Source organism: Bradyrhizobium vignae (genome assembly GCF_900324035.1).
Classification (GTDB): domain Bacteria; phylum Pseudomonadota; class Alphaproteobacteria; order Rhizobiales; family Xanthobacteraceae; genus Bradyrhizobium; species Bradyrhizobium vignae.
On the sequence record NZ_LS398110.1, the window covers coordinates 218,251 to 235,281 of the forward strand.

Sequence of the window (17,031 nt, forward strand, 5' to 3'; positions counted from 1 at the left end):
GGGGACGATCTAACAAACTCCATCCGTCATGGCCGGGCTTGACCCGGCCATCCACGCCTTTTTGTAGCACCCAAAACGTGGATGCCCGGGACAAGCCCGGGCATGACGACCGTCGGAGCAACCCATCAGCTCTCAACCCGGCGACGGGCCGTAATTGGTGAAATCGATCTTGAACATGCTGGGATCGAGCTTCTTGCTCGAATCCAGATTGTAGACCGCGATCGTGGTGTCATAGCCCTGCGGATCGGTGACGGTCCACTGCTTGAGCTGGCCGTCCTTGGCACCGAACATCAGGAGCAGCCGGCTGGTGCCGACCAGCGCCTGCTTCTCCTCGATGGTGACGCTGACATAGACGTCGTCGGCCGAGACGTTGACGACGTTGGTGTCCTTCATCAGGTCGATGCGGTCGGACAAGAGAAAGCGCAGCGGCGTCTGCGACAGCGGATAGACGTCCTGGGTCGCGAGCTTGCGATCGCGCACCACCAGGGACGAACCGTCGGCGATGATGTCGATCGGGCTCGGCGCGTCATATTCGAAGCGTACCTTGCCCGGCTTCTGGATGTAGAAATCGCCCTGCGTCTTGCTGCCGTCGGGGCCGACCTGGACGAAATTCCCGACCAATGTCTGAAGCGACGACAGATAGGCGCTGACCTTGGCGGCCTGTGCCTTCTGGTTGGCATCGAAGGTCTGGAAGATGCTGCTCGGCACGTTGCGCCGCGGATCCGGAATCACCGGATTCGGCGGGGTCTGCGTCGCGCCGGTGACGGCTGGGCCACCGCCGGCCGGAGCGCCATCGCGGCCCTTCGGCGCAGGCTTCGGCACCGGCACGGTCTGCGCGAGCGTCGCACCGGTCGCCATCGCGGCGGTGACGAGAAGCACGCCGGCCACGCGCGCGCTTCGCGCGGCGATGAGGGCAGCGAATCGAATGTCCGGATGTCTGATCAACGCGTCGTCCTGTATGGCTGGGCGCCTTTTAGCGTGATTTCGGGCAAAAGCAGATATCGATTTTGCGTGAAATTAGGTTTCAGAGGCTCCTCGCCTCACATATGGCTGTCTTCTTCCTCGACCAAAATCTCGCGCTTGCCGGCGTGGTTGGCGGGACCGACGATGCCTTCCAGTTCCATGCGCTCCATCAGAGACGCGGCGCGATTATAGCCGATTTGCAGGCGGCGCTGGATGTAGCTGGTCGAAGCCTTGCGATCGCGTTTGACGATCGCAACCGCCTGCTGGAATAGATCGCCGCCGCCATCCCCGCCCATGCCGGTGGCGTCGAACACGGCGCCGTCCTCGTCCTCGGTCGGCTCTTCTGCGGTGACGGCTTCGAGATATTCCGGCTGCCCCTGCGTCTTGAGGTGACGCACCACTTTCTCGACTTCCTCGTCGGAAGCGAACGGACCGTGCACGCGGCTGATGCGGCCGCCGCCGGCCATGTAGAGCATGTCGCCCTGGCCGAGCAGCTGCTCGGCGCCCATCTCGCCGAGGATGGTGCGGCTGTCGATCTTGGAGGTGACCTGGAAGGCAATGCGGGTCGGGAAGTTCGCCTTGATGGTGCCGGTGATGACGTCGACCGACGGGCGCTGCGTCGCCAGGATCACGTGCAGGCCGGCGGCGCGCGCCATCTGCGCGAGACGCTGCACCGCGCCTTCGATGTCCTTGCCGGCGACCATCATCAAGTCGGCCATTTCGTCGACGATGATGACGATGTAGGGCAGCGGATCGAGCGAGAGCTTCTCTTCCTCGTAGATCGCCTTGCCGGTCTCCTTGTCGAAGCCGGTGTGCACCGTGCGCGTCGGCTCCTCGCCCTTGGCCTTCAATTCGAGCAGGCGCGTGTTGTAGCCGTCGATGTTACGCACACCGAGCTTGGCCATGTTCTTGTAGCGCTCCTCCATCTCGCGCACGGCCCATTTCAGCGCGACCACCGCCTTTTTGGGGTCGGTCACGACGGGCGTGAGCAGATGGGGAATGCCGTCATAGACGGAGAGTTCGAGCATCTTCGGATCGACCATGATCAGCCGGCACTGATCAGGGCGCAGCCGGTAGACCAGGCTGAGGATCATGGTGTTGATCGCGACCGACTTGCCCGAGCCGGTGGTGCCGGCGATCAGCATGTGCGGCGTGCGGGCGAGGTCGATGATGACGGGCTCGCCGCCGATGGTCTTGCCGAGGCAGAGCGGCAGCTTCGCGACCGTGTCGGTCGCTTCCTTCGCCACCAGCAATTCGCGCAGGTAAACCTTCTCGCGATGCGCGTTCGGCAGCTCGATGCCGATCGCGTTGCGGCCGGGCACGACGGCGACGCGGGCCGAGAGCGCGCTCATCGAGCGGGCGATGTCGTCGGCAAGACCGATCACGCGCGAGGACTTGATGCCGGGCGCCGGCTCCAGCTCGTACAGCGTGACCACGGGGCCCGGATTGGCCTTCACGATCTCGCCGCGCACGCCGAAATCCTGCAGCACGCCTTCGAGCGAACGGGAATTGGTCTCCAGTTCGGCCTTGCTCAGCGGCTGGCGATCGCCAGCCTTCGGCGCGGCCAACATGGAGACGGACGGAAGATCGAACTTGTCGGAGGATTTCTTGGAAGCGGCCTTCGTCGCAGCCCTCTTCTTCGGGGCGCGCGCGGCGGGCTCCTCCTCTTCCTCCTCCTCGACCTCTTCTTCCTCGTGCTCGTCTTCGTAGTCCTCGTCCTCGGCCTGCGGCGAGATCGAGGGTGCGGCGCGGCCGCCGCCGAGATTCGGCTCCTGGCGGCTGAACTGAGCGGCCTTGGTCTTCGGTCCGCTCGAGACCAGCGCGCGGTAGGCAGCGCCCAGTAGCCAGATCAGCCGGGCCTTCGTGCTCATCAGCGCATGGAACAGCCAGCCCAGCGACACGGAGCCGCGATCGCTCTCCTCGTCCTCGTCGAGCGGCTTGTCGTCATTCTCGATCTCCGCAAGCTCGTCGTCGTGCTCGCGTGCGCCGAGGCCGCAGGCGATCAGGAAGGTCGCGGCCATCGCGGCGAACAGGATCGTGCCCAGCACCATGCGATAGATCGTGCCGGCCGGTCCGAAAATCACGGCGGGCGCGCGCACCAGGGCATCGCCGACCACGCCGCCGAGTCCGGTCGGCAGCGGCCATGCGCCGCCATGCGGCCAGCAGCTGACGAAGCCCGCCGCGATCACCGTGCAGAGAATCCAGGAGCCGAGCCGCAGCGCCTCGCGGTCGAACGGGCGATGCGTCATCATGCGCCAGCCCCAGACCGCAACCGTCAGCACCAGCATGATCGCGCCGAGCCCGAGGATCTGCATCGCAAGGTCGGCGCCGATGGCACCGGCATAGCCGAGAATGTTGCGGATCGGCCGCGAGGTGGCGTGGCTGAGGCTGGGATCCTGCACCGACCACGTCATCAGCGCCGCCGAGGCGACACCTGCCAGCGCGATCATGCCAAGCCCGGTAAGCTCGCGCATGCGCCGCGCCAGCCCCTCGCGGATCGAGGGCGGCAGATGAGCGACCAGTGGAATGACACGTTCGATTGCCGACATGCTCACGGGCCCCGCCTAACCCAGAGTCTCGACCAGACGGTGCAGCGCCTGCGCCGTCGTCTCGCCATCCTGCACCAGCGCGAGGCGGATGTAGCCCGCGCCGGGATTGAATCCGTCGGGCTGCTGTCGCGCCAAGAAGCTGCCGGGCACCACGCGCACGCCTGCTTCCTTGAAGAGCTTGAGTGTCACCGACACGTCGTCGCCGACTTCTGAGGTGTTGAGCCAGACGCAGAAGCCGGCATCGGGGCGGCGATAGCCGTAACGATTGCCGATGATCTGGTCGGCGAGATCGAACTTGATCCGGTAGAGCCTGCGGTTCTCCTCGACATGCGCCGCGTCGCCATAGGCGACGGTCGCGACATGCTGGAGCGGCACCGGCACCTGGGGCGCGGCGATGTTGCGCAGCTCGAGGAACATGCCGATGAATTTCTTGTCGCCGGCGGCGAAGCCGACGCGCAGGCCCGGCAGGTTGGAGCGCTTCGACAGCGACTGGAACGCAACGACGCGGGTGAAACCGGGACCGGCACATTCCAGCGCGCTGCCGGGGGCCTCTCGGGTGTAGATCTCGGAATAGCACTCGTCGCTCAGGATCACGAAGCCGTAGCGATCGGCGAGCTGCTTCAGTCGCTTGAAATAGTCGGGCCTCGCGACCGAGCCCTGCGGATTGGCGGGCGAGGCCAGATAGAACGCCACCGTGCGCGCCAGCGTCGCCTCATCGATGGCGTCGAGATCGGGCAGGAAGCCGTTCTCGACCGTTGTCGGCAGATGGACCGGCTCGCAAGCGGCTGCGAGCGCGCCGGCGCCATAGACCGGATAGAACGGGTTCGGCATCAGGATCGCAGGCTTGCCGGGGCGCGGGCCGACATAGCGCGCGGCCGCCATCGCGGCGAGGAACAGCCCCTCGCGGCTGCCATTGAGGACGAGAATCTCGCTCTCGGGGTCGAGCGGCCGCGGCAGCTTGAATCGCGACGACAGCCAGGCGCCGGCGGCGTGGCGGAACGGGTCGGTGCCCTTGTTCGCGGGGTAACGGCCGAATTCGGCGATGTGCTTGGCCAGCACTGGGCCGACGAAGTCGGGCACGGGATGCTGGGGCTCGCCGACCGCAAGCGAAATCAAGGGCTTGCCCGGCTGATGCGGGGCCAAAAGCTCATTCAACCGGACGAAAGGCGAGCGCTCGGAATCGGAGCTTCCACTGGCCTGCGGCGCACGGGATGAAGCGGTCATAGCCATTCTTGACGCCAGCACTCTTGGAACGGCCGGTCGCTACCATAGGCGCCGGCGGGAAGCGGTTCAGTTCACCATAGATAGGGCGAGGTTAAGACGCGATTAACCATCGGCCGCCGCTCCCGTCCAGAGCGGGAATAATGGGACCGGATTGCAACGGGATGCATGGCGGCTCCCACCTCTCCCGCTTGCTTGCGGGAGGGGGCGCACCGCCTTCGCGGCTCGGTCTTAGTGCCCCGGCAGCTTCTCGAAGGTCTTCATGCCTGCGGGGATGGTGTGGAACTCCTGCATGTCGCAGGTGTAGATCGCCATCTGCGGCTTGAATTTTTCCGGCTCGTCCAGTGTGCCAACCTTCACGACTGCGGCCGGCAGGCCTGGAACCTTGGTCACGAGGTGCGTGCCGCATTCGGCGCAGAACTCGCGCGTGACGGCGCGTTCGAGATCCTTGCGCCTGAACTGCTTCGGTTGGCCGGTGATGTAGGTGAAGCCTGCCGCCGGCATCGCGATGAAGGTGTTGGGTGCGCCGCCCGAGATGTATTGGCACTCGCGGCAATGGCACTGCGCCTGCATCATCGGGTCGCCCTCGGCGACATAGCGCACCTCGCCGCAATAGCATCCGCCTTCCAAACGCATGACGACCTCCCGATTGTTGTTCTTGAGGTCGATATTTCTGCGCCGGCTTCGCGGAATGGCAATCTTTTTCTTCAACGCGCCGATCAAAAGAAAGGGGCTCCAGCTTGCGCTGGAGCCCCTCAACGGTCAGGGCATTGCCGGGTATGTGCCCGAACCGTAGTTGTGGACGCGATCTTCCAGAGGAGACCGCGCCCGGGAGGAGACGGTTACATGTTGTAGGCGCGCTCGGTGTGCTCGGTGATGTCGAGGCCTTCACGCTCGCTCTCGACATTGGCGCGGAGGCCAACGATCACATCGACGACCTTGTAGAGGATCGCCGAGCCGACGCCCGACCACACGAGCGTGGTGCAGACGCCCCAGAGCTGGGAGATCATCTGCGCCGCGAAGTCGTAATCGGCAACCTTGGGCGGGATGGCGGTGTAGTCGATGATGCCCGCACCACCGAGCGCCGGGTTGACCAGAATGCCGGTGCCGAGGGCGCCGACGATGCCGCCGATGCAGTGTACGCCGAACACGTCGAGGGAGTCGTCGTAGCCGAGCGCGTTCTTCACGACGGTGCAGAAGAACAGGCAGACCACGCCGACGACGAGGCCGAGGACGATCGCACCCATCACGCCGGCGAAGCCGGCAGCGGGCGTGACGGCCACGAGACCCGCGACAGCGCCGGAGATGACGCCGAGCACTGACGGATGACCCTTCACGATCCACTCCGCGAACATCCACGACAGCGCGGCGGCTGCGGTGGCGACGAAGGAGTTGGTCATGGCGAGCGCAGCGCCGCCGTTGGCCTCCAAGTTGGAGCCGGCGTTGAAGCCGAACCAGCCGACCCAGAGCAGCGAGGCGCCGATCATCGACATGGTCAGCGAATGCGGAGCCATCAGCTCCTTGCCGTAGCCGACGCGCTTGCCGATCAGGAGAGCGCCGACGAGGCCTGCGATGCCGGCGTTGATGTGCACCACCGTGCCGCCCGCGAAGTCGATCGCGCCCTTCTTGAAGATCCAGCCGGCGTCGGCGTTGATCTCGTCGAGCTTGGCCTGCGCCGCGGTCTTCGCCGCCGCATCACCCGCCGCAGCCAGCGCCTTGGCCGCATCCTGGATCGCGTCCGGGCCGGGCCAGTACCAGACCATGTGCGCGATCGGGAAGTAGATCAGCGTGACCCAGAGCGGAATGAAGAGAGCGATGGCCGAGAACTTCATGCGCTCGGCGAAGGCGCCGACGATGAGGGCGGGCGTGATCGCCGCGAAGGTCATCTGGAAGCACATATAGATGAGCTCCGAGATGTTGGCGTCGACCGAGAAGGTCGCGGCCTTCGAGTCGGTGGTGACGCCCATCATGAAGGCCTTGGAGAAGCCGCCGATGAAGTCGGAGCCGCCGGTGAAGGCGAGGCTGTAGCCGTACACGGCCCAGATCACGGTGACGACGCAGACGGTGTAGAACACCTGCATCAGTACCGAGAGCATGTTCTTGGAACGGACGAGGCCGCCGTAGAACAGCGCGAGACCGGGGATCGTCATCAACAGCACCAGCACTGTCGATGTCAGCATCCAGGCGTTGTCTCCCTTGTTGACCGTTGGCTCGGCGTAGGCTGCGGTCGCAGCGAACAGGCCGACTGCGAGAGCCGCCAATCCCGCGCCATAGGGACGCTTGAACGTCATATTGTTTACTCCTGATTGGATAAGGTTGAGCGCGAAGTCAGAGGGCCGCGGCATCGGCCTCGCCGGTGCGGATGCGAACCGCATGGTCGAGATTGATGACGAAGATCTTGCCGTCGCCGATCTGTCCGGTTTTCGCCGCGGACGTGATGGCGTCGATGGTCTTGTCGACCTGGTCGGAGGCGACAGCGACCTCGATCTTGATCTTGGGCAGGAAGCTCACGGCATATTCGGCGCCGCGATAGATTTCCGTATGGCCCTTCTGGCGGCCATATCCCTTGACTTCCGTCACCGTGAGACCGTGAACGCCGATGGCGGTCAGGGCGTCACGGACTTCTTCAAGCTTGAATGGCTTGATAATCGCCATAACAATTTTCATGGGTCCTATCCCCGCTTGGGCCCGGTCCGGACGTGGCCGGGCGTTTCTCGACTGGTTCGCCACGAGGGAGAATTTTCACTACGCGGGCACAGCCGGACCCCTTAGAATCAAATGCCGTGCCAGATCAGCCTCATTGCCTAACGGATTATGAAAACGGGCGTTTTCGCGGTTGACGGCTATTGCGCTGCGGTGCGCTATTACGTCGCGCTCAAAACGTGGTCACGTCTGCTCAAATCTCGGGCACGACAGGCCGTCGACACAATGTTGCTCACGTGCCGGGCAGCGGGAAGGTAATTACGTAGCGCACGTGCCTATCGCAGGGCTTCGCCCTGCTGCAAACCATCCACCTCTCAGGTTCCTGCTCACGCGATACGCGCTGCAGGCCGGACTTCCTGATCCAAGCCTGGGGCCGAAAGCCGCGATTGGGTCGATCAGGCGGCGTCGCGCGCCGCAAAAACCCGATCGATCAATCCCCATTCGACGCCTTGCTGCGCAGTCATGAAGTGGTCGCGGTCCAGCGTCCGTTCCACCTCCTCCTCGGACCGCCCGCAATGCCGCGCATAGAGCCGGATGATGCGTCGCTTGGTTTCCTGCATCTCGTTGGCATGGATCAGAATGTCGGATGCCTGGCCCTGAAAGCCGCCGAGTGGCTGATGGACGTGAAGGCTGGCGTTCGGCAGGGCCGCGCGGTGCCCGGGCTCGCCGGCCATCAGCAGGAACGAGCCCATCGAACGCGCGGTGCCCATGCACAGCGTATGAACCGGCGCCTTGATGAATTGCATCGTGTCGTACATCGCGAGGCCGCTGGTGACCACGCCGCCATAGGAATTGATGTAGAGATTGATCGGCCTGTTCGGGTTCTCCGCTTCCAGAAACAAGAGCTGCGCGCAGACGAGGCCCGACATCGCATCATTGACCTCGCCGTTGAGGAAGATGATCCGCTCGCGCAAAAGCCGCGAGTAGATGTCGAAGGATCGTTCGCCGCGGGCGGATTGTTCGACGACCATAGGGACGAGCTGAAGCATGTCGCGCATCGGCGACCTCCATGTCTGCAGGGGATGAAGTCCGTTTGGTGTTAAGCCGCCGCGCGCATCACGCAGCAATTGCTGTTGGCGGCTTGCGGCAGCTTTGCGCCGATGTCGCAGGCCTGCTGGATGATGCGAAAGTGGGTGCCGCCGTCCTCGTTCGGTTCGATCCGGAAGATGACGTGGCTTTCGCGAAACGGCGGTTCGGAATCGCGAAGCCGGTAGCGCACCTCCTCGCCCGCGATCGACGATTCCGGCTCGGCGCCCGCAAGATCGCAATCCGGCAACCAGCGCTCGCGCAATTCGGGAATGGTCACGGCGCGCCAGACCTTTGTTGGCGGTGCATCGAAATCGAATTCGAGCACGAGCGCTTCGTTCGGACGATCAGGCTTTGCGGCGTCGCTCATTGAGCCAGTCCTTATTGGTCCATATCCTTCAGGAGATCGGCAAGTGCTTCCATACGCTTCGGCCAATAGGCGCGATAGCGCGCGAGCCATGCCCCGATGGCGACAATTCCGTCCGGGTCGACTTCGTAATTGACAAAGCGGCCCTGCCGCTGCTCGCGCACGAGACCTGCCGCGCGCAGCACCGACAGATGCTGCGACATCGCTGGCTGGCTGATCTCCAATCCATCGCGCAACGCGCTGGCATTCAGGCTTCCGCCAGCGAGCCTCTCAAAGACCTTGCGGCGTGTCGGGTCTGCCAGCGCCTTGAAGATGTCGGCTTCGGTCATGACGACACATAAGCACATGCTTATGTGTCGTGCAAGCCCGGAATGAAGGTCGGGCAGCCGATAGCTTACTGAAGCGCTTCGCCGTGCTGCGAGATATCGAGTCCCTCGAGCTCATGCTCACGGGTTACGCGCAAGGGCACGAACAGGCCGACCAGCTTGAGCAGAACGAAACTGACGCCCGCCGACCAGACGAAGGTAACGGCGACCCCGTAGAACTGGATCAGGATCTGCTGGGGATGGCCCTCCAGCAGGCCGGCGGTGCCGCCGATGGCGCTGGTCGCGAATACGCCGCCGAGCAGGGTACCGGTCAGGCCGCCGATGCCGTGGACACCGAAGACGTCGAGCGAATCGTCATAGTTGAAGCGGTGCTTCAGCCAGGTACAGGCCCAGTAGCAGACCGCACCGGCGATGACGCCGATGACGATGCCGTGCCAGGGCGCGACGAAGCCGGAGGCTGGCGTGATGGTGCCGAGCCCGGCCACCGCGCCGGAGATCATGCCGAGCACGGAGGGCTTGCGCCGCGTCGACCATTCGATCGCGCCCCAGGTCAGCGCGCCCGCGCAGGCCGCAAGATGAGTGGCGGTGATCGCCATCACCGCGCGCGAGTTCGCGCCGAGCGCCGAGCCGCCGTTGAAGCCGAACCAGCCGACCCACAACAGGCCGGTGCCCATCACGGCGAGCGACAAATCGAACGGCGAGAGATTCTCGGTGCCGTAGCCGTGACGGCGCCCCATCACCTTGGCCGCGACGAGGCCGCCGGTGCCGGCCGACAGGTGCACGACGAGGCCGCCGGCGAAATCCAAAACGCCCGTGCTGGCGAGGAAGCCGCCGCCCCACACCCAATGCGCCAGCGGAATGTAAACAAAGATGAACCAGGCGACCGAGAACAACAGATACGCCGAGAATCGCATGCGGTCGGCAACCGAGCCTGCGACCAGCGCCACCGTGATGATCGCAAACGTCATCTGGTACAGCATGAAAAGCGATTCCGGGATGGTCTTCGCAGCAGGGTTGACGCTGTCCATGGTCATGCCGGCGAGAAACCAACGGTCGAGCGTGCCGATCCACGGTCCGTCGCCGACGAAGCAGAGCGAATAGCCGAACGCGACCCAGAGAATGGAAATCAGCGTCACCGCGGCGAGGCTCTGCGCCATGGTGGCGAGCACGTTCTTCTTGCGCACCATGCCGGAATAGAACAACGCGAGCCCCGGGATCGTCATCATCAGCACCAGCGCGGTAGCGACGATCATCCAGGCGGTATCGGCGGTGTTGATCTCGGAGGCCGCGCGCGCCGGCGAAGCCATCATCGACACGCATCCGATCGGCGCAGCCATGATGGCTACGCGGCGCAACAGTCCCGCCATGTCATTTCCCCCGGCATCGAAATTGATTGGCACGCAACGGCATCGACGCGTGCGATCGAAGAGGTGTGTTTAGAGCGCGTCGCTGTCGGTCTCGCCGGTGCGGATGCGTAGCGCGTGGTCGATCGGTGTCACGAAGATCTTGCCGTCGCCGATCTGCCCGGTGCGCGCGGTGGCGCTGATCACGCTCACGGCCTTGTCGGCGACATCGGAGGCGACGGCGATCTCGATCCGCAGCTTCGGCAGGAAGTTCACGACATATTCCGCGCCGCGATAGATCTCGGTGTGACCCTTCTGGCGGCCATAGCCCTTCACCTCGGTCACGGTCATGCCGTGGACGCCGATCGCCGTCAGGGCCTGGCGGACCTCATCGAGCTTGAAGGGTTTGATGATCGCGACGACGAGTTTCATGGTCAGGCCTATTCCCCGGGATGCGCCGCGCCGTATGTCCCCGGCGCCGCGTCAATCTGGCATCTTTCCGGGCAAATGGCACAAAAAAGTTGCAGGTTGAAGCGGAAAAACGTCTCGCCATGCGAACGGCCGCCTCTGTACAGGGCATCCGTTGATCCTTCACAATGCATTTTTGGCATGGATGCGGTGAACCGAAGCGTCCCGGCCGGTACATAATTATGTTCGAGGGGGACGTTTCATGGCGAGCTGGTTCTACGCATCCGAGGGCAAGCAGCAGGGGCCCTTTGCGGAAGGGCAGTTCCGCGATCTCATCGCCCAGGGCATCGTCCGTCCAGACACGCTGGTCTGGACCGAGGGCATGGCCGGCTGGCAGAAGGCCGCCGAGATTCCGGGCCTGCTCGGCGGCGCTCCTCCGATGGTTCCGGCCGGCGGTCCGCCGATGATGGGTGGCGGTGGCTATGGCGGTGCCGCCGACGGATCGTTGACGGCTGATTTCAGCGCGTTCGGTCTTCTCGGCCGCAGCATCGTGTTCGTGATCGGCATCCTGCTGGTGATCCCCGCGCCCTGGGCCACCGTCTGGTTCTACCAGTACATCACCTCGCACATCCAGGTGCCCGGCCGGCCGAATTTTGGTTTCGCCGGCCAACCGATGGACATTTGGTGGGCGCTGATGCTGAACGCGCTCCTGACTTACGCCGGCGCCACCGGCATCTCGTTCGCGCCGCTCCTTGCAGCGATCGCCAATGCGTTCCTCGCCTGGGTGATCCTGCGCTGGATCGTCGCCAATCTCACCTCGAACGGCGAGCGCCTGCCGCTTTCGTTCCAGGGCAGCGCGATCGGCTATGTCGGCTGGTATCTGCTGATGATGATCTCGACCATCACCATCATCGGCTGGGCCTGGGTGATCGCGTTCTGGATGCGCTGGAATTGCCGGAACATCGAGGGCACGCGGCGCGAGGTCGTCTTCAATGGCAGTGGCTGGCAGATCCTGTGGCGATCGGTGGTGTTCACGCTGGCTTGCAGCTTGATCATCCCGATTCCGTGGATGCTGCGCTGGTACGGCTGCTGGTTCGTGTCGCAATTCGCGCTGGTCGACCGCGGGGCGGCCGCTCGCGCCTATTGAGCGCTATCTCCGCTCGCGGACCGAGCCTTCCTGCGCAACGGACGCCACCAGCGTGCCGTCGGGCTTGAAGATCGAGCCGCGGGTCAGGCCGCGGCCCGATTGCGCGCTCGGCGAATCCTGCGCGTAGAGCAGCCATTCGTCGGCGCGGAACGGGCGGTGAAACCACATCGCGTGATCGAGGCTCGCCGGCATCATTCGCTTGTCGAACAGCGTGCGGCCGTAGCGCGCCATGATCGCATCAAGCAGCGAGAAGTCGGAGGCGTAGGCGAGCGCGCACATATGCAGCGCCGGATCGTCTGGCAGCTTCGCGGCGGTCTTGATCCAGACGTGAATGCGGCCGTCCTCGATCTTCTGGCCGAAATAGCGGCCGAGCTCGACCGGACGCAGCTCGATCGGCCGATCCGATTCATAGTAGCGGCGGATGAACTCCGGCATCTCCTTGAACATCGGCTGCTTCGCCACCTCCTCCGCCGTGAGCTTCTCCGGCGGCGGCACATCAGGCATCTTGTCCTGATGATCGAATGAAGTCTCCTCGTCGGCGTGGAACGACACCATGATCGAGAAGATCGCGTTGCCATGCTGGATCGCGGTGACGCGGCGGGTCGAGTAGCTCTTGCCGTCGCGCAGGCGTTCGACCTGGTAGATGATCGGGATCTGCGGATCGCCCGGGAGGATGAAATAGCAATGCAGCGAATGTGGCAGCCGGCCCTCGACGGTGCGGCAGGCGGCAACCATCGCCTGCCCGATCACCTGGCCGCCGAACACCCGCTGCCAGCTCGTCTTCGGGCTGTTGCCACGGAACAAATTCACCTCGAGTTGTTCGAGGTCGAGGATCGAGATCAGGTCGATCAGGCTTTTGGACATCGGCGCGCTTTCGCTTTCGTCGTCGTTCCGCGACGCGCGTGAGCGCGAACCCGGAATCCAGAAGTTGTTGAGCGAGATTCCGGGTTCGCCTCTTCGAGGCGCCCCGGAATGACGGAACGAGGCCGTTCCGCCCTTGTTTCACCGCACTGTTTCGCCCAGCTCAAGTCTGCTAGCAAGACCGAGAATTGACCGGGAAGCTTGGTATGTCGGTACAGGGTAGCATTGTCATAGGTGGCGGCGCGTTTGCGGGGCTCGCGCTGGCCCTGGCGCTACGCCAGGGGCTCGGCCCCGAGATTCCCGTCATCGTCGCCGATCCCGCGTTCAGCACGCGGCCGAGCCGGGACCCGCGCGCCACCGCGATCGTCGCCGCGTGCCGCCGCCTGTTCGAGGCGATTGGTGCCTGGGACGACGTCAGGGGCGAGGCGCAGCCGATCCTCGACATGGTCGTCACGGATTCCAAGCTCGAGGACGCCACCCGTCCGGTGTTCCTCAACTTCGCCGGCGATGTCGCGCCGGGCGAGCCGTTTGCGCATATGGTCGAGAACCGCCGCCTGATCGATGCGCTGGTGGTGCGCGCCGAGGCCGAGGGCATCGATCTTCGCGCCACCACGGTCGTGTCTTACGACGGGCGCTCCGATGGCATCGACGTGACGCTTGGCGACGGCAGCGTGATCGCAGCCAGCCTCTTGGTCGCCGCCGATGGCGCGCGGTCAAGACTGCGCGAGCGCGCCGGTATCGTCACCCATGGCTGGGAGTACGATCAGTCCGGTATCGTCGTCACCGTCGGCCATGAACGCGATCACGAAGGCCGCGCCGAAGAACACTTCCTGCCGGCAGGTCCCTTCGCGATCCTGCCGCTCTCGGGCAAGCGCTCCTCGCTGGTATGGACCGAGCGCCGAGCCGAGGCCGCGCGCATCATCGGGCTCAGTGACGAGGAATTTCACAGCGAACTCGAGCAGCGTTTCGGCCTGCATCTCGGCGAGGTGAAGGTGCTCGACAAGCCGCGCGCGTTTCCGCTGTCCTATTTCGTCGCGCGTTCATTCGTCGCCGAGCGCCTCGCGCTGGTCGGCGATGCCGCCCACGTCATCCACCCCATTGCCGGCCAGGGCCTCAACATGGGGCTGAAGGACGTCGCGGCGCTGGCCGAGGTCGTGGTCGATGCCGCGCGGCTCGGCATGGATCTCGGCGCGGCGGACGTGCTCGAACGCTACCAGCGCTGGCGCCGCTTCGACACCATGGCGATGGGCGTCGCCACCAACTCGCTGAACTTCCTGTTCTCCAATCAGTCGACGCTGTTGCGCACGGTGCGCGACATCGGCCTCGGCCTCGTCGACCGCGCCCCGCCGCTGAAGAACCTCTTCATCCGCCAGGCCGCCGGCCTCACCGGCGAAGTGCCGCGGCTGCTGAAGGGCGAGGCGTTGTAAGGCGCAAGTTTAGAGAGCGCTCGCGCCTCACTCTCTTCGCGTCGTCCCGGACAAGCGCGCCCCAAGCGCGCAATCCGGGACCCATACTCCGCAGCAAGAGTGTTGCGAAGACTCGAGGTGACCAGCTCGCGCAACAGCGCAATTCGGTGGTAACGGGTCCCGGCCTTCGCAGGGCCGACACCGAGGATGTGGCGCCGGCATTGCTCCAAACGAGCGACCGGCTACGCAAGCTTCAATCGATCTTGCGCGCCTCTTCCGGCAGCATGATCGGGATGCCGTCGCGGATTGGATAGGCGAGCTTGGCGCTGCGCGAGATCAGCTCCTGCTTGGCCGAATCGAACTCCAGCGGGCCCTTGGTCAGCGGGCAGACCAGGATCTCCAGCAATTTGGGGTCGACGCTGGCTTCGGGACGTTCGGTGGGCACGTTCATGGGGGTCTCCGGCAGTCGGCTGCCTTTAGCACAGAAATTCGCGTCCGGCATCACGGGTCTAAGCGACGAGCATCCCTAGGAGCTCGTCGAGCACGGCCTGAAGCCGCGCCGCCGGCAGCGGCGGGCCTGACAGGGCGGAACCGAGGAATGTCCAATAGAGGATCTGCGCGCGGGCCTGCGCCGTCGCCGGAGCCAGCCCACGCTTTTCCAGCAGCGCCTCGATATAGTCGAGCCTGCGGCGATCGATTGCGCGCACCGCCGCTTGCGCCGTCGCATCGAACGCGGCCCAGTTGCGCACCGCGCGCTCGAGGTCGAGCCGCGCGCCAAAGGATCTCCACAGCAGCATCTTGAGCGGCTCGTCGCTGGCGGCTTCGACATCTGCGATGATCTGCTCGGCCGCGATCTCGCGCCAGCGCTTCAGCACGGCAGCGTGAAACCCGGCCAGATCGGCGAAATGCCAATAGAAGCTGCCGCGCGAAACACCCATTGACTTGGCGAGCGGATCGGCCTTCAGCGCCGTGAAGCCGTTCTTGCCGAGCGCCTTCAAACCCTCCTTGATCCAGTCGTCGGCGGAAAGCTGCTCGGTCATGCCTGGCTCCGGATGGAGGCCATACATTAGTGTATTGACAGCCGCGGGCAAGTGGGTGCATATCCATACAGTGCTGTACGGATGGAGCATGCCCGATGCGAGACCTTCTCCTGCAATGTTCCGGAGCCGTCGCGATCCTCATCGCGCTGATCCACGGCGTACTCGGCGAGAGCAAGGTATTCGCCCGCGCCAGCATCGAGCCGCCGCGCCTGCGCACGCTGATCCGACTGGTATGGCAGGCCGGCACCGTGGCGTGGATCGGCGGCGGCGTGCTGCTGCTGGTTGCGCCGCGGCTGGAATCGAGCCTCGCCCGGCACTGGATCGTCGCCACGCTCGCCATCGTGTTCGGCTTTGCAGCCCTCGCCAATGCTTTCGCCACGCGTGGCCGCCATTTCGGTTGGGTCGGCATGGGGGCAGTCGTCGCGCTCGCGGTCGCAGGCTACTAGCGCCGCGCATCCGGTCCGTGAGGCGTAAGGCTGCAGCGGCGGGGCCAAATCCGCATTGTGCGCAGAGAGCTCTCATGTTTTCGCGCATGTTAGAGGTTATCTAAAGCGAACCAGGGCCGTACGCGATTGACTTCACCGCCTTCTTTGCTTCCTTCGGTGCGCTCCGCGGCTTCGCGGCGCGTCCACGAGAGGAGGAGAGTTCGTGAAGGTCATTCGTGTTGTTGCCATTGCACTGACGATCGGAATCGGCGCGGGATCGACGGCCTTGGCCGACGGTTTCAAGGATTGCACCAAGCTCGACAAGGCGTCGTGGAAGCCGGCCAGCGAAGCCGAAGCCAAGGCCAAGGCGCTGGGCTATGAGGTGCGGCGCTCCAAGATCGAAGGCTCGTGCTACGAGGTCTACGGCGTCAAGGAAGGCAAGCTCTACGAGCTGTTCTACAGCCCCGAAGATCTCAGCCTGAAGCACACGATCGCCAAGTAAGGATCATCCCGGCTTGATCGAAAAAGCGGTGCCAGAAGCGCGCGGGCCGGCCGACCGGCCCCCTGCGGATCGAACCGCTCCGCGGACGGTCGCAGTCTGGGATCTGCCGCTGCGACTCTGGCACTGGGCTTTCGCGGCCAGCATCCTGGCCGCGTGGTTCACGCCCACCGTCTATGACCGGCTGCATCGCATCGTCGGCTATACGGTCCTTGGGCTTCTCGTCTTCCGTCTCGTCTGGGGTTTCTGGGGCGGTCGCTACTCTCGTTTCCGCATGGTCGGCGTCCGGCTCCTTGTCGCGCCCCGCTATCTCTGGAATCTGCGCCGCGGCATCACCGGCCGCTATATCGGACTCAATCCCGCCGGCACGATGATGCTGGTGGCGCTGCTGCTCGCGGTCGCCGTCTCGGCGATCACGGGCGCGATGTCGGTGACCGTGACCTTCTTCGGCCTCTGGTGGGTCGAGGACACCCACCATTATTCATCGGATGCGGTCATCGTGCTGGTGGTGCTGCACGTGCTCGGCGTGCTGCTGATGGGACTTCTTCAGCGCGAGAACCTGATCCGGGCGATGATCACCGGCCGCAAGCGGATCCGGCATCATCTCTAAGCGAACCGGTCGAGTTCCCGAGCAGCCACAGGGCTACGTAGTTTCACGGGGCGGAGCCGTCTTAACCCGCACAACCACCCCCAACTGGCGTCATTTGCGGGGAAACATTTACCTCGCGATAGGCATGCAACCGGGCA

At 64.5% G+C, this 17,031-nt stretch carries 19 protein-coding genes; 5 read left to right on the plus strand and 14 right to left on the minus strand.

Annotated elements, in window-relative coordinates; all coding sequences use genetic code 11:
• Window positions 1–132 precede the first annotated feature (132 nt).
• The 11 genes from BRAD3257_RS01060 to BRAD3257_RS01110 all read right to left on the minus strand — a co-directional run bounded on the left by BRAD3257_RS01060 (window position 133) and on the right by BRAD3257_RS01110 (window position 10,930).
• Window positions 133–888 carry an outer membrane lipoprotein carrier protein LolA gene (locus BRAD3257_RS01060; protein ID WP_122406311.1) on the minus strand — a complete coding sequence of 252 codons (756 nt, stop codon included), beginning with the start codon at window positions 886–888 and terminating at the stop codon, window positions 133–135.
• 152 nt (window positions 889–1,040) lie between these two features.
• On the minus strand, window positions 1,041–3,518 hold the full coding sequence (locus BRAD3257_RS01065; RefSeq protein ID WP_122400275.1) for a DNA translocase FtsK: 2,478 nt from the start codon (window positions 3,516–3,518) through the stop codon (window positions 1,041–1,043).
• A gap of 9 nt (window positions 3,519–3,527) precedes the next feature.
• The gene (locus tag BRAD3257_RS01070; RefSeq protein WP_122400276.1) at window positions 3,528–4,742 is read right to left on the minus strand and encodes an aminotransferase class I/II-fold pyridoxal phosphate-dependent enzyme; all 1,215 of its coding nucleotides are present in this window, start codon (window positions 4,740–4,742) and stop codon (window positions 3,528–3,530) included.
• 222 nt (window positions 4,743–4,964) lie between these two features.
• On the minus strand, window positions 4,965–5,369 hold the full coding sequence (locus BRAD3257_RS01075) for a GFA family protein (protein WP_122406312.1): 405 nt from the start codon (window positions 5,367–5,369) through the stop codon (window positions 4,965–4,967).
• A gap of 206 nt (window positions 5,370–5,575) precedes the next feature.
• Entirely contained in the window at window positions 5,576–7,024 is a 1,449-nt protein-coding gene (locus tag BRAD3257_RS01080) for an ammonium transporter (RefSeq protein WP_122400277.1), read from the minus strand.
• Window positions 7,025–7,061: 37 nt separating this feature from the next.
• Entirely contained in the window at window positions 7,062–7,400 is a 339-nt protein-coding gene (locus BRAD3257_RS01085; protein ID WP_008142813.1) for a P-II family nitrogen regulator, read from the minus strand.
• A gap of 431 nt (window positions 7,401–7,831) precedes the next feature.
• Entirely contained in the window at window positions 7,832–8,434 is a 603-nt protein-coding gene (locus BRAD3257_RS01090) for an ATP-dependent Clp protease proteolytic subunit (RefSeq protein WP_122400278.1), read from the minus strand.
• 41 nt (window positions 8,435–8,475) lie between these two features.
• The gene (locus BRAD3257_RS01095) at window positions 8,476–8,832 is read right to left on the minus strand and encodes an SRPBCC family protein (protein WP_122400279.1); all 357 of its coding nucleotides are present in this window, start codon (window positions 8,830–8,832) and stop codon (window positions 8,476–8,478) included.
• 11 nt (window positions 8,833–8,843) lie between these two features.
• The gene (locus BRAD3257_RS01100) at window positions 8,844–9,158 is read right to left on the minus strand and encodes an ArsR/SmtB family transcription factor (protein WP_122400280.1); all 315 of its coding nucleotides are present in this window, start codon (window positions 9,156–9,158) and stop codon (window positions 8,844–8,846) included.
• Between the two features lie 65 nt (window positions 9,159–9,223).
• On the minus strand, window positions 9,224–10,522 hold the full coding sequence (locus BRAD3257_RS01105) for an ammonium transporter (RefSeq protein ID WP_122400281.1): 1,299 nt from the start codon (window positions 10,520–10,522) through the stop codon (window positions 9,224–9,226).
• 69 nt (window positions 10,523–10,591) lie between these two features.
• Window positions 10,592–10,930 (minus strand): P-II family nitrogen regulator, encoded by a 339-nt coding sequence (locus BRAD3257_RS01110; protein ID WP_122400282.1) that lies wholly within the window; start codon window positions 10,928–10,930, stop codon window positions 10,592–10,594.
• Window positions 10,931–11,168: 238 nt separating this feature from the next.
• Here BRAD3257_RS01110 and BRAD3257_RS01115 point away from each other — a divergent pair, with 238 nt between their 5' ends.
• Complete coding sequence (locus BRAD3257_RS01115; protein WP_122400283.1) at window positions 11,169–12,053, plus strand: DUF4339 domain-containing protein; 885 nt, start codon at window positions 11,169–11,171, stop codon at window positions 12,051–12,053.
• A gap of 3 nt (window positions 12,054–12,056) precedes the next feature.
• Here the strand turns inward: BRAD3257_RS01115 and tesB are convergent, their stop codons facing one another.
• The gene (tesB, locus tag BRAD3257_RS01120) at window positions 12,057–12,917 is read right to left on the minus strand and encodes an acyl-CoA thioesterase II (RefSeq protein ID WP_122400284.1); all 861 of its coding nucleotides are present in this window, start codon (window positions 12,915–12,917) and stop codon (window positions 12,057–12,059) included.
• A gap of 203 nt (window positions 12,918–13,120) precedes the next feature.
• On the opposite strand from tesB, the gene BRAD3257_RS01125 reads away from it, so the two are divergent.
• Window positions 13,121–14,341 carry a ubiquinone biosynthesis hydroxylase gene (locus tag BRAD3257_RS01125; protein WP_122400285.1) on the plus strand — a complete coding sequence of 407 codons (1,221 nt, stop codon included), beginning with the start codon at window positions 13,121–13,123 and terminating at the stop codon, window positions 14,339–14,341.
• Window positions 14,342–14,573: 232 nt separating this feature from the next.
• On the opposite strand, the gene BRAD3257_RS01130 is transcribed toward BRAD3257_RS01125, so the two are convergent.
• Both BRAD3257_RS01130 and BRAD3257_RS01135 read right to left on the minus strand, forming a co-directional pair.
• On the minus strand, window positions 14,574–14,771 hold the full coding sequence (locus tag BRAD3257_RS01130) for a Trm112 family protein (protein ID WP_122400286.1): 198 nt from the start codon (window positions 14,769–14,771) through the stop codon (window positions 14,574–14,576).
• 58 nt (window positions 14,772–14,829) lie between these two features.
• Entirely contained in the window at window positions 14,830–15,360 is a 531-nt protein-coding gene (locus BRAD3257_RS01135; RefSeq protein ID WP_122406313.1) for a TetR/AcrR family transcriptional regulator, read from the minus strand.
• A 95-nt stretch (window positions 15,361–15,455) separates the two neighbouring features.
• Here BRAD3257_RS01135 and BRAD3257_RS01140 point away from each other — a divergent pair, with 95 nt between their 5' ends.
• The 3 genes from BRAD3257_RS01140 to BRAD3257_RS01150 all read left to right on the plus strand — a co-directional run bounded on the left by BRAD3257_RS01140 (window position 15,456) and on the right by BRAD3257_RS01150 (window position 16,894).
• Complete coding sequence (locus tag BRAD3257_RS01140) at window positions 15,456–15,806, plus strand: hypothetical protein (RefSeq protein WP_122400287.1); 351 nt, start codon at window positions 15,456–15,458, stop codon at window positions 15,804–15,806.
• 202 nt (window positions 15,807–16,008) lie between these two features.
• The gene (locus BRAD3257_RS01145; RefSeq protein ID WP_122400288.1) at window positions 16,009–16,287 is read left to right on the plus strand and encodes a PepSY domain-containing protein; all 279 of its coding nucleotides are present in this window, start codon (window positions 16,009–16,011) and stop codon (window positions 16,285–16,287) included.
• Between the two features lie 13 nt (window positions 16,288–16,300).
• A complete protein-coding gene (locus BRAD3257_RS01150; protein ID WP_162500054.1) occupies window positions 16,301–16,894 on the plus strand; it encodes a cytochrome b/b6 domain-containing protein in 594 nt (197 codons plus the stop codon).
• The last annotated feature ends 137 nt before the right edge of the window (window positions 16,895–17,031 follow it).

What these genes read in the sequence shown, in the direction of transcription:
- BRAD3257_RS01135 (WP_122406313.1), bottom strand. Translation starts at nt 15,360, where the DNA reads ATGACCGAGCAGCTTTCCGCCGACGACTGGATCAAGGAGGGTTTGAAG.
- BRAD3257_RS01100 (WP_122400280.1), bottom strand. Translation starts at nt 9,158, where the DNA reads ATGACCGAAGCCGACATCTTCAAGGCGCTGGCAGACCCGACACGCCGC.
- BRAD3257_RS01070 (WP_122400276.1), bottom strand. Translation starts at nt 4,742, where the DNA reads ATGGCTATGACCGCTTCATCCCGTGCGCCGCAGGCCAGTGGAAGCTCC.
- tesB (WP_122400284.1), bottom strand. Translation starts at nt 12,917, where the DNA reads ATGTCCAAAAGCCTGATCGACCTGATCTCGATCCTCGACCTCGAACAA.
- BRAD3257_RS01095 (WP_122400279.1), bottom strand. Translation starts at nt 8,832, where the DNA reads ATGAGCGACGCCGCAAAGCCTGATCGTCCGAACGAAGCGCTCGTGCTC.
- BRAD3257_RS01105 (WP_122400281.1), bottom strand. Translation starts at nt 10,522, where the DNA reads ATGGCGGGACTGTTGCGCCGCGTAGCCATCATGGCTGCGCCGATCGGA.
- BRAD3257_RS01110 (WP_122400282.1), bottom strand. Translation starts at nt 10,930, where the DNA reads ATGAAACTCGTCGTCGCGATCATCAAACCCTTCAAGCTCGATGAGGTC.
- BRAD3257_RS01140 (WP_122400287.1), top strand. Translation starts at nt 15,456, where the DNA reads ATGCGAGACCTTCTCCTGCAATGTTCCGGAGCCGTCGCGATCCTCATC.
- BRAD3257_RS01075 (WP_122406312.1), bottom strand. Translation starts at nt 5,369, where the DNA reads ATGCGTTTGGAAGGCGGATGCTATTGCGGCGAGGTGCGCTATGTCGCC.
- BRAD3257_RS01115 (WP_122400283.1), top strand. Translation starts at nt 11,169, where the DNA reads ATGGCGAGCTGGTTCTACGCATCCGAGGGCAAGCAGCAGGGGCCCTTT.
- BRAD3257_RS01130 (WP_122400286.1), bottom strand. Translation starts at nt 14,771, where the DNA reads ATGAACGTGCCCACCGAACGTCCCGAAGCCAGCGTCGACCCCAAATTG.
- BRAD3257_RS01080 (WP_122400277.1), bottom strand. Translation starts at nt 7,024, where the DNA reads ATGACGTTCAAGCGTCCCTATGGCGCGGGATTGGCGGCTCTCGCAGTC.
- BRAD3257_RS01125 (WP_122400285.1), top strand. Translation starts at nt 13,121, where the DNA reads ATGTCGGTACAGGGTAGCATTGTCATAGGTGGCGGCGCGTTTGCGGGG.
- BRAD3257_RS01090 (WP_122400278.1), bottom strand. Translation starts at nt 8,434, where the DNA reads ATGCGCGACATGCTTCAGCTCGTCCCTATGGTCGTCGAACAATCCGCC.
- BRAD3257_RS01085 (WP_008142813.1), bottom strand. Translation starts at nt 7,400, where the DNA reads ATGAAAATTGTTATGGCGATTATCAAGCCATTCAAGCTTGAAGAAGTC.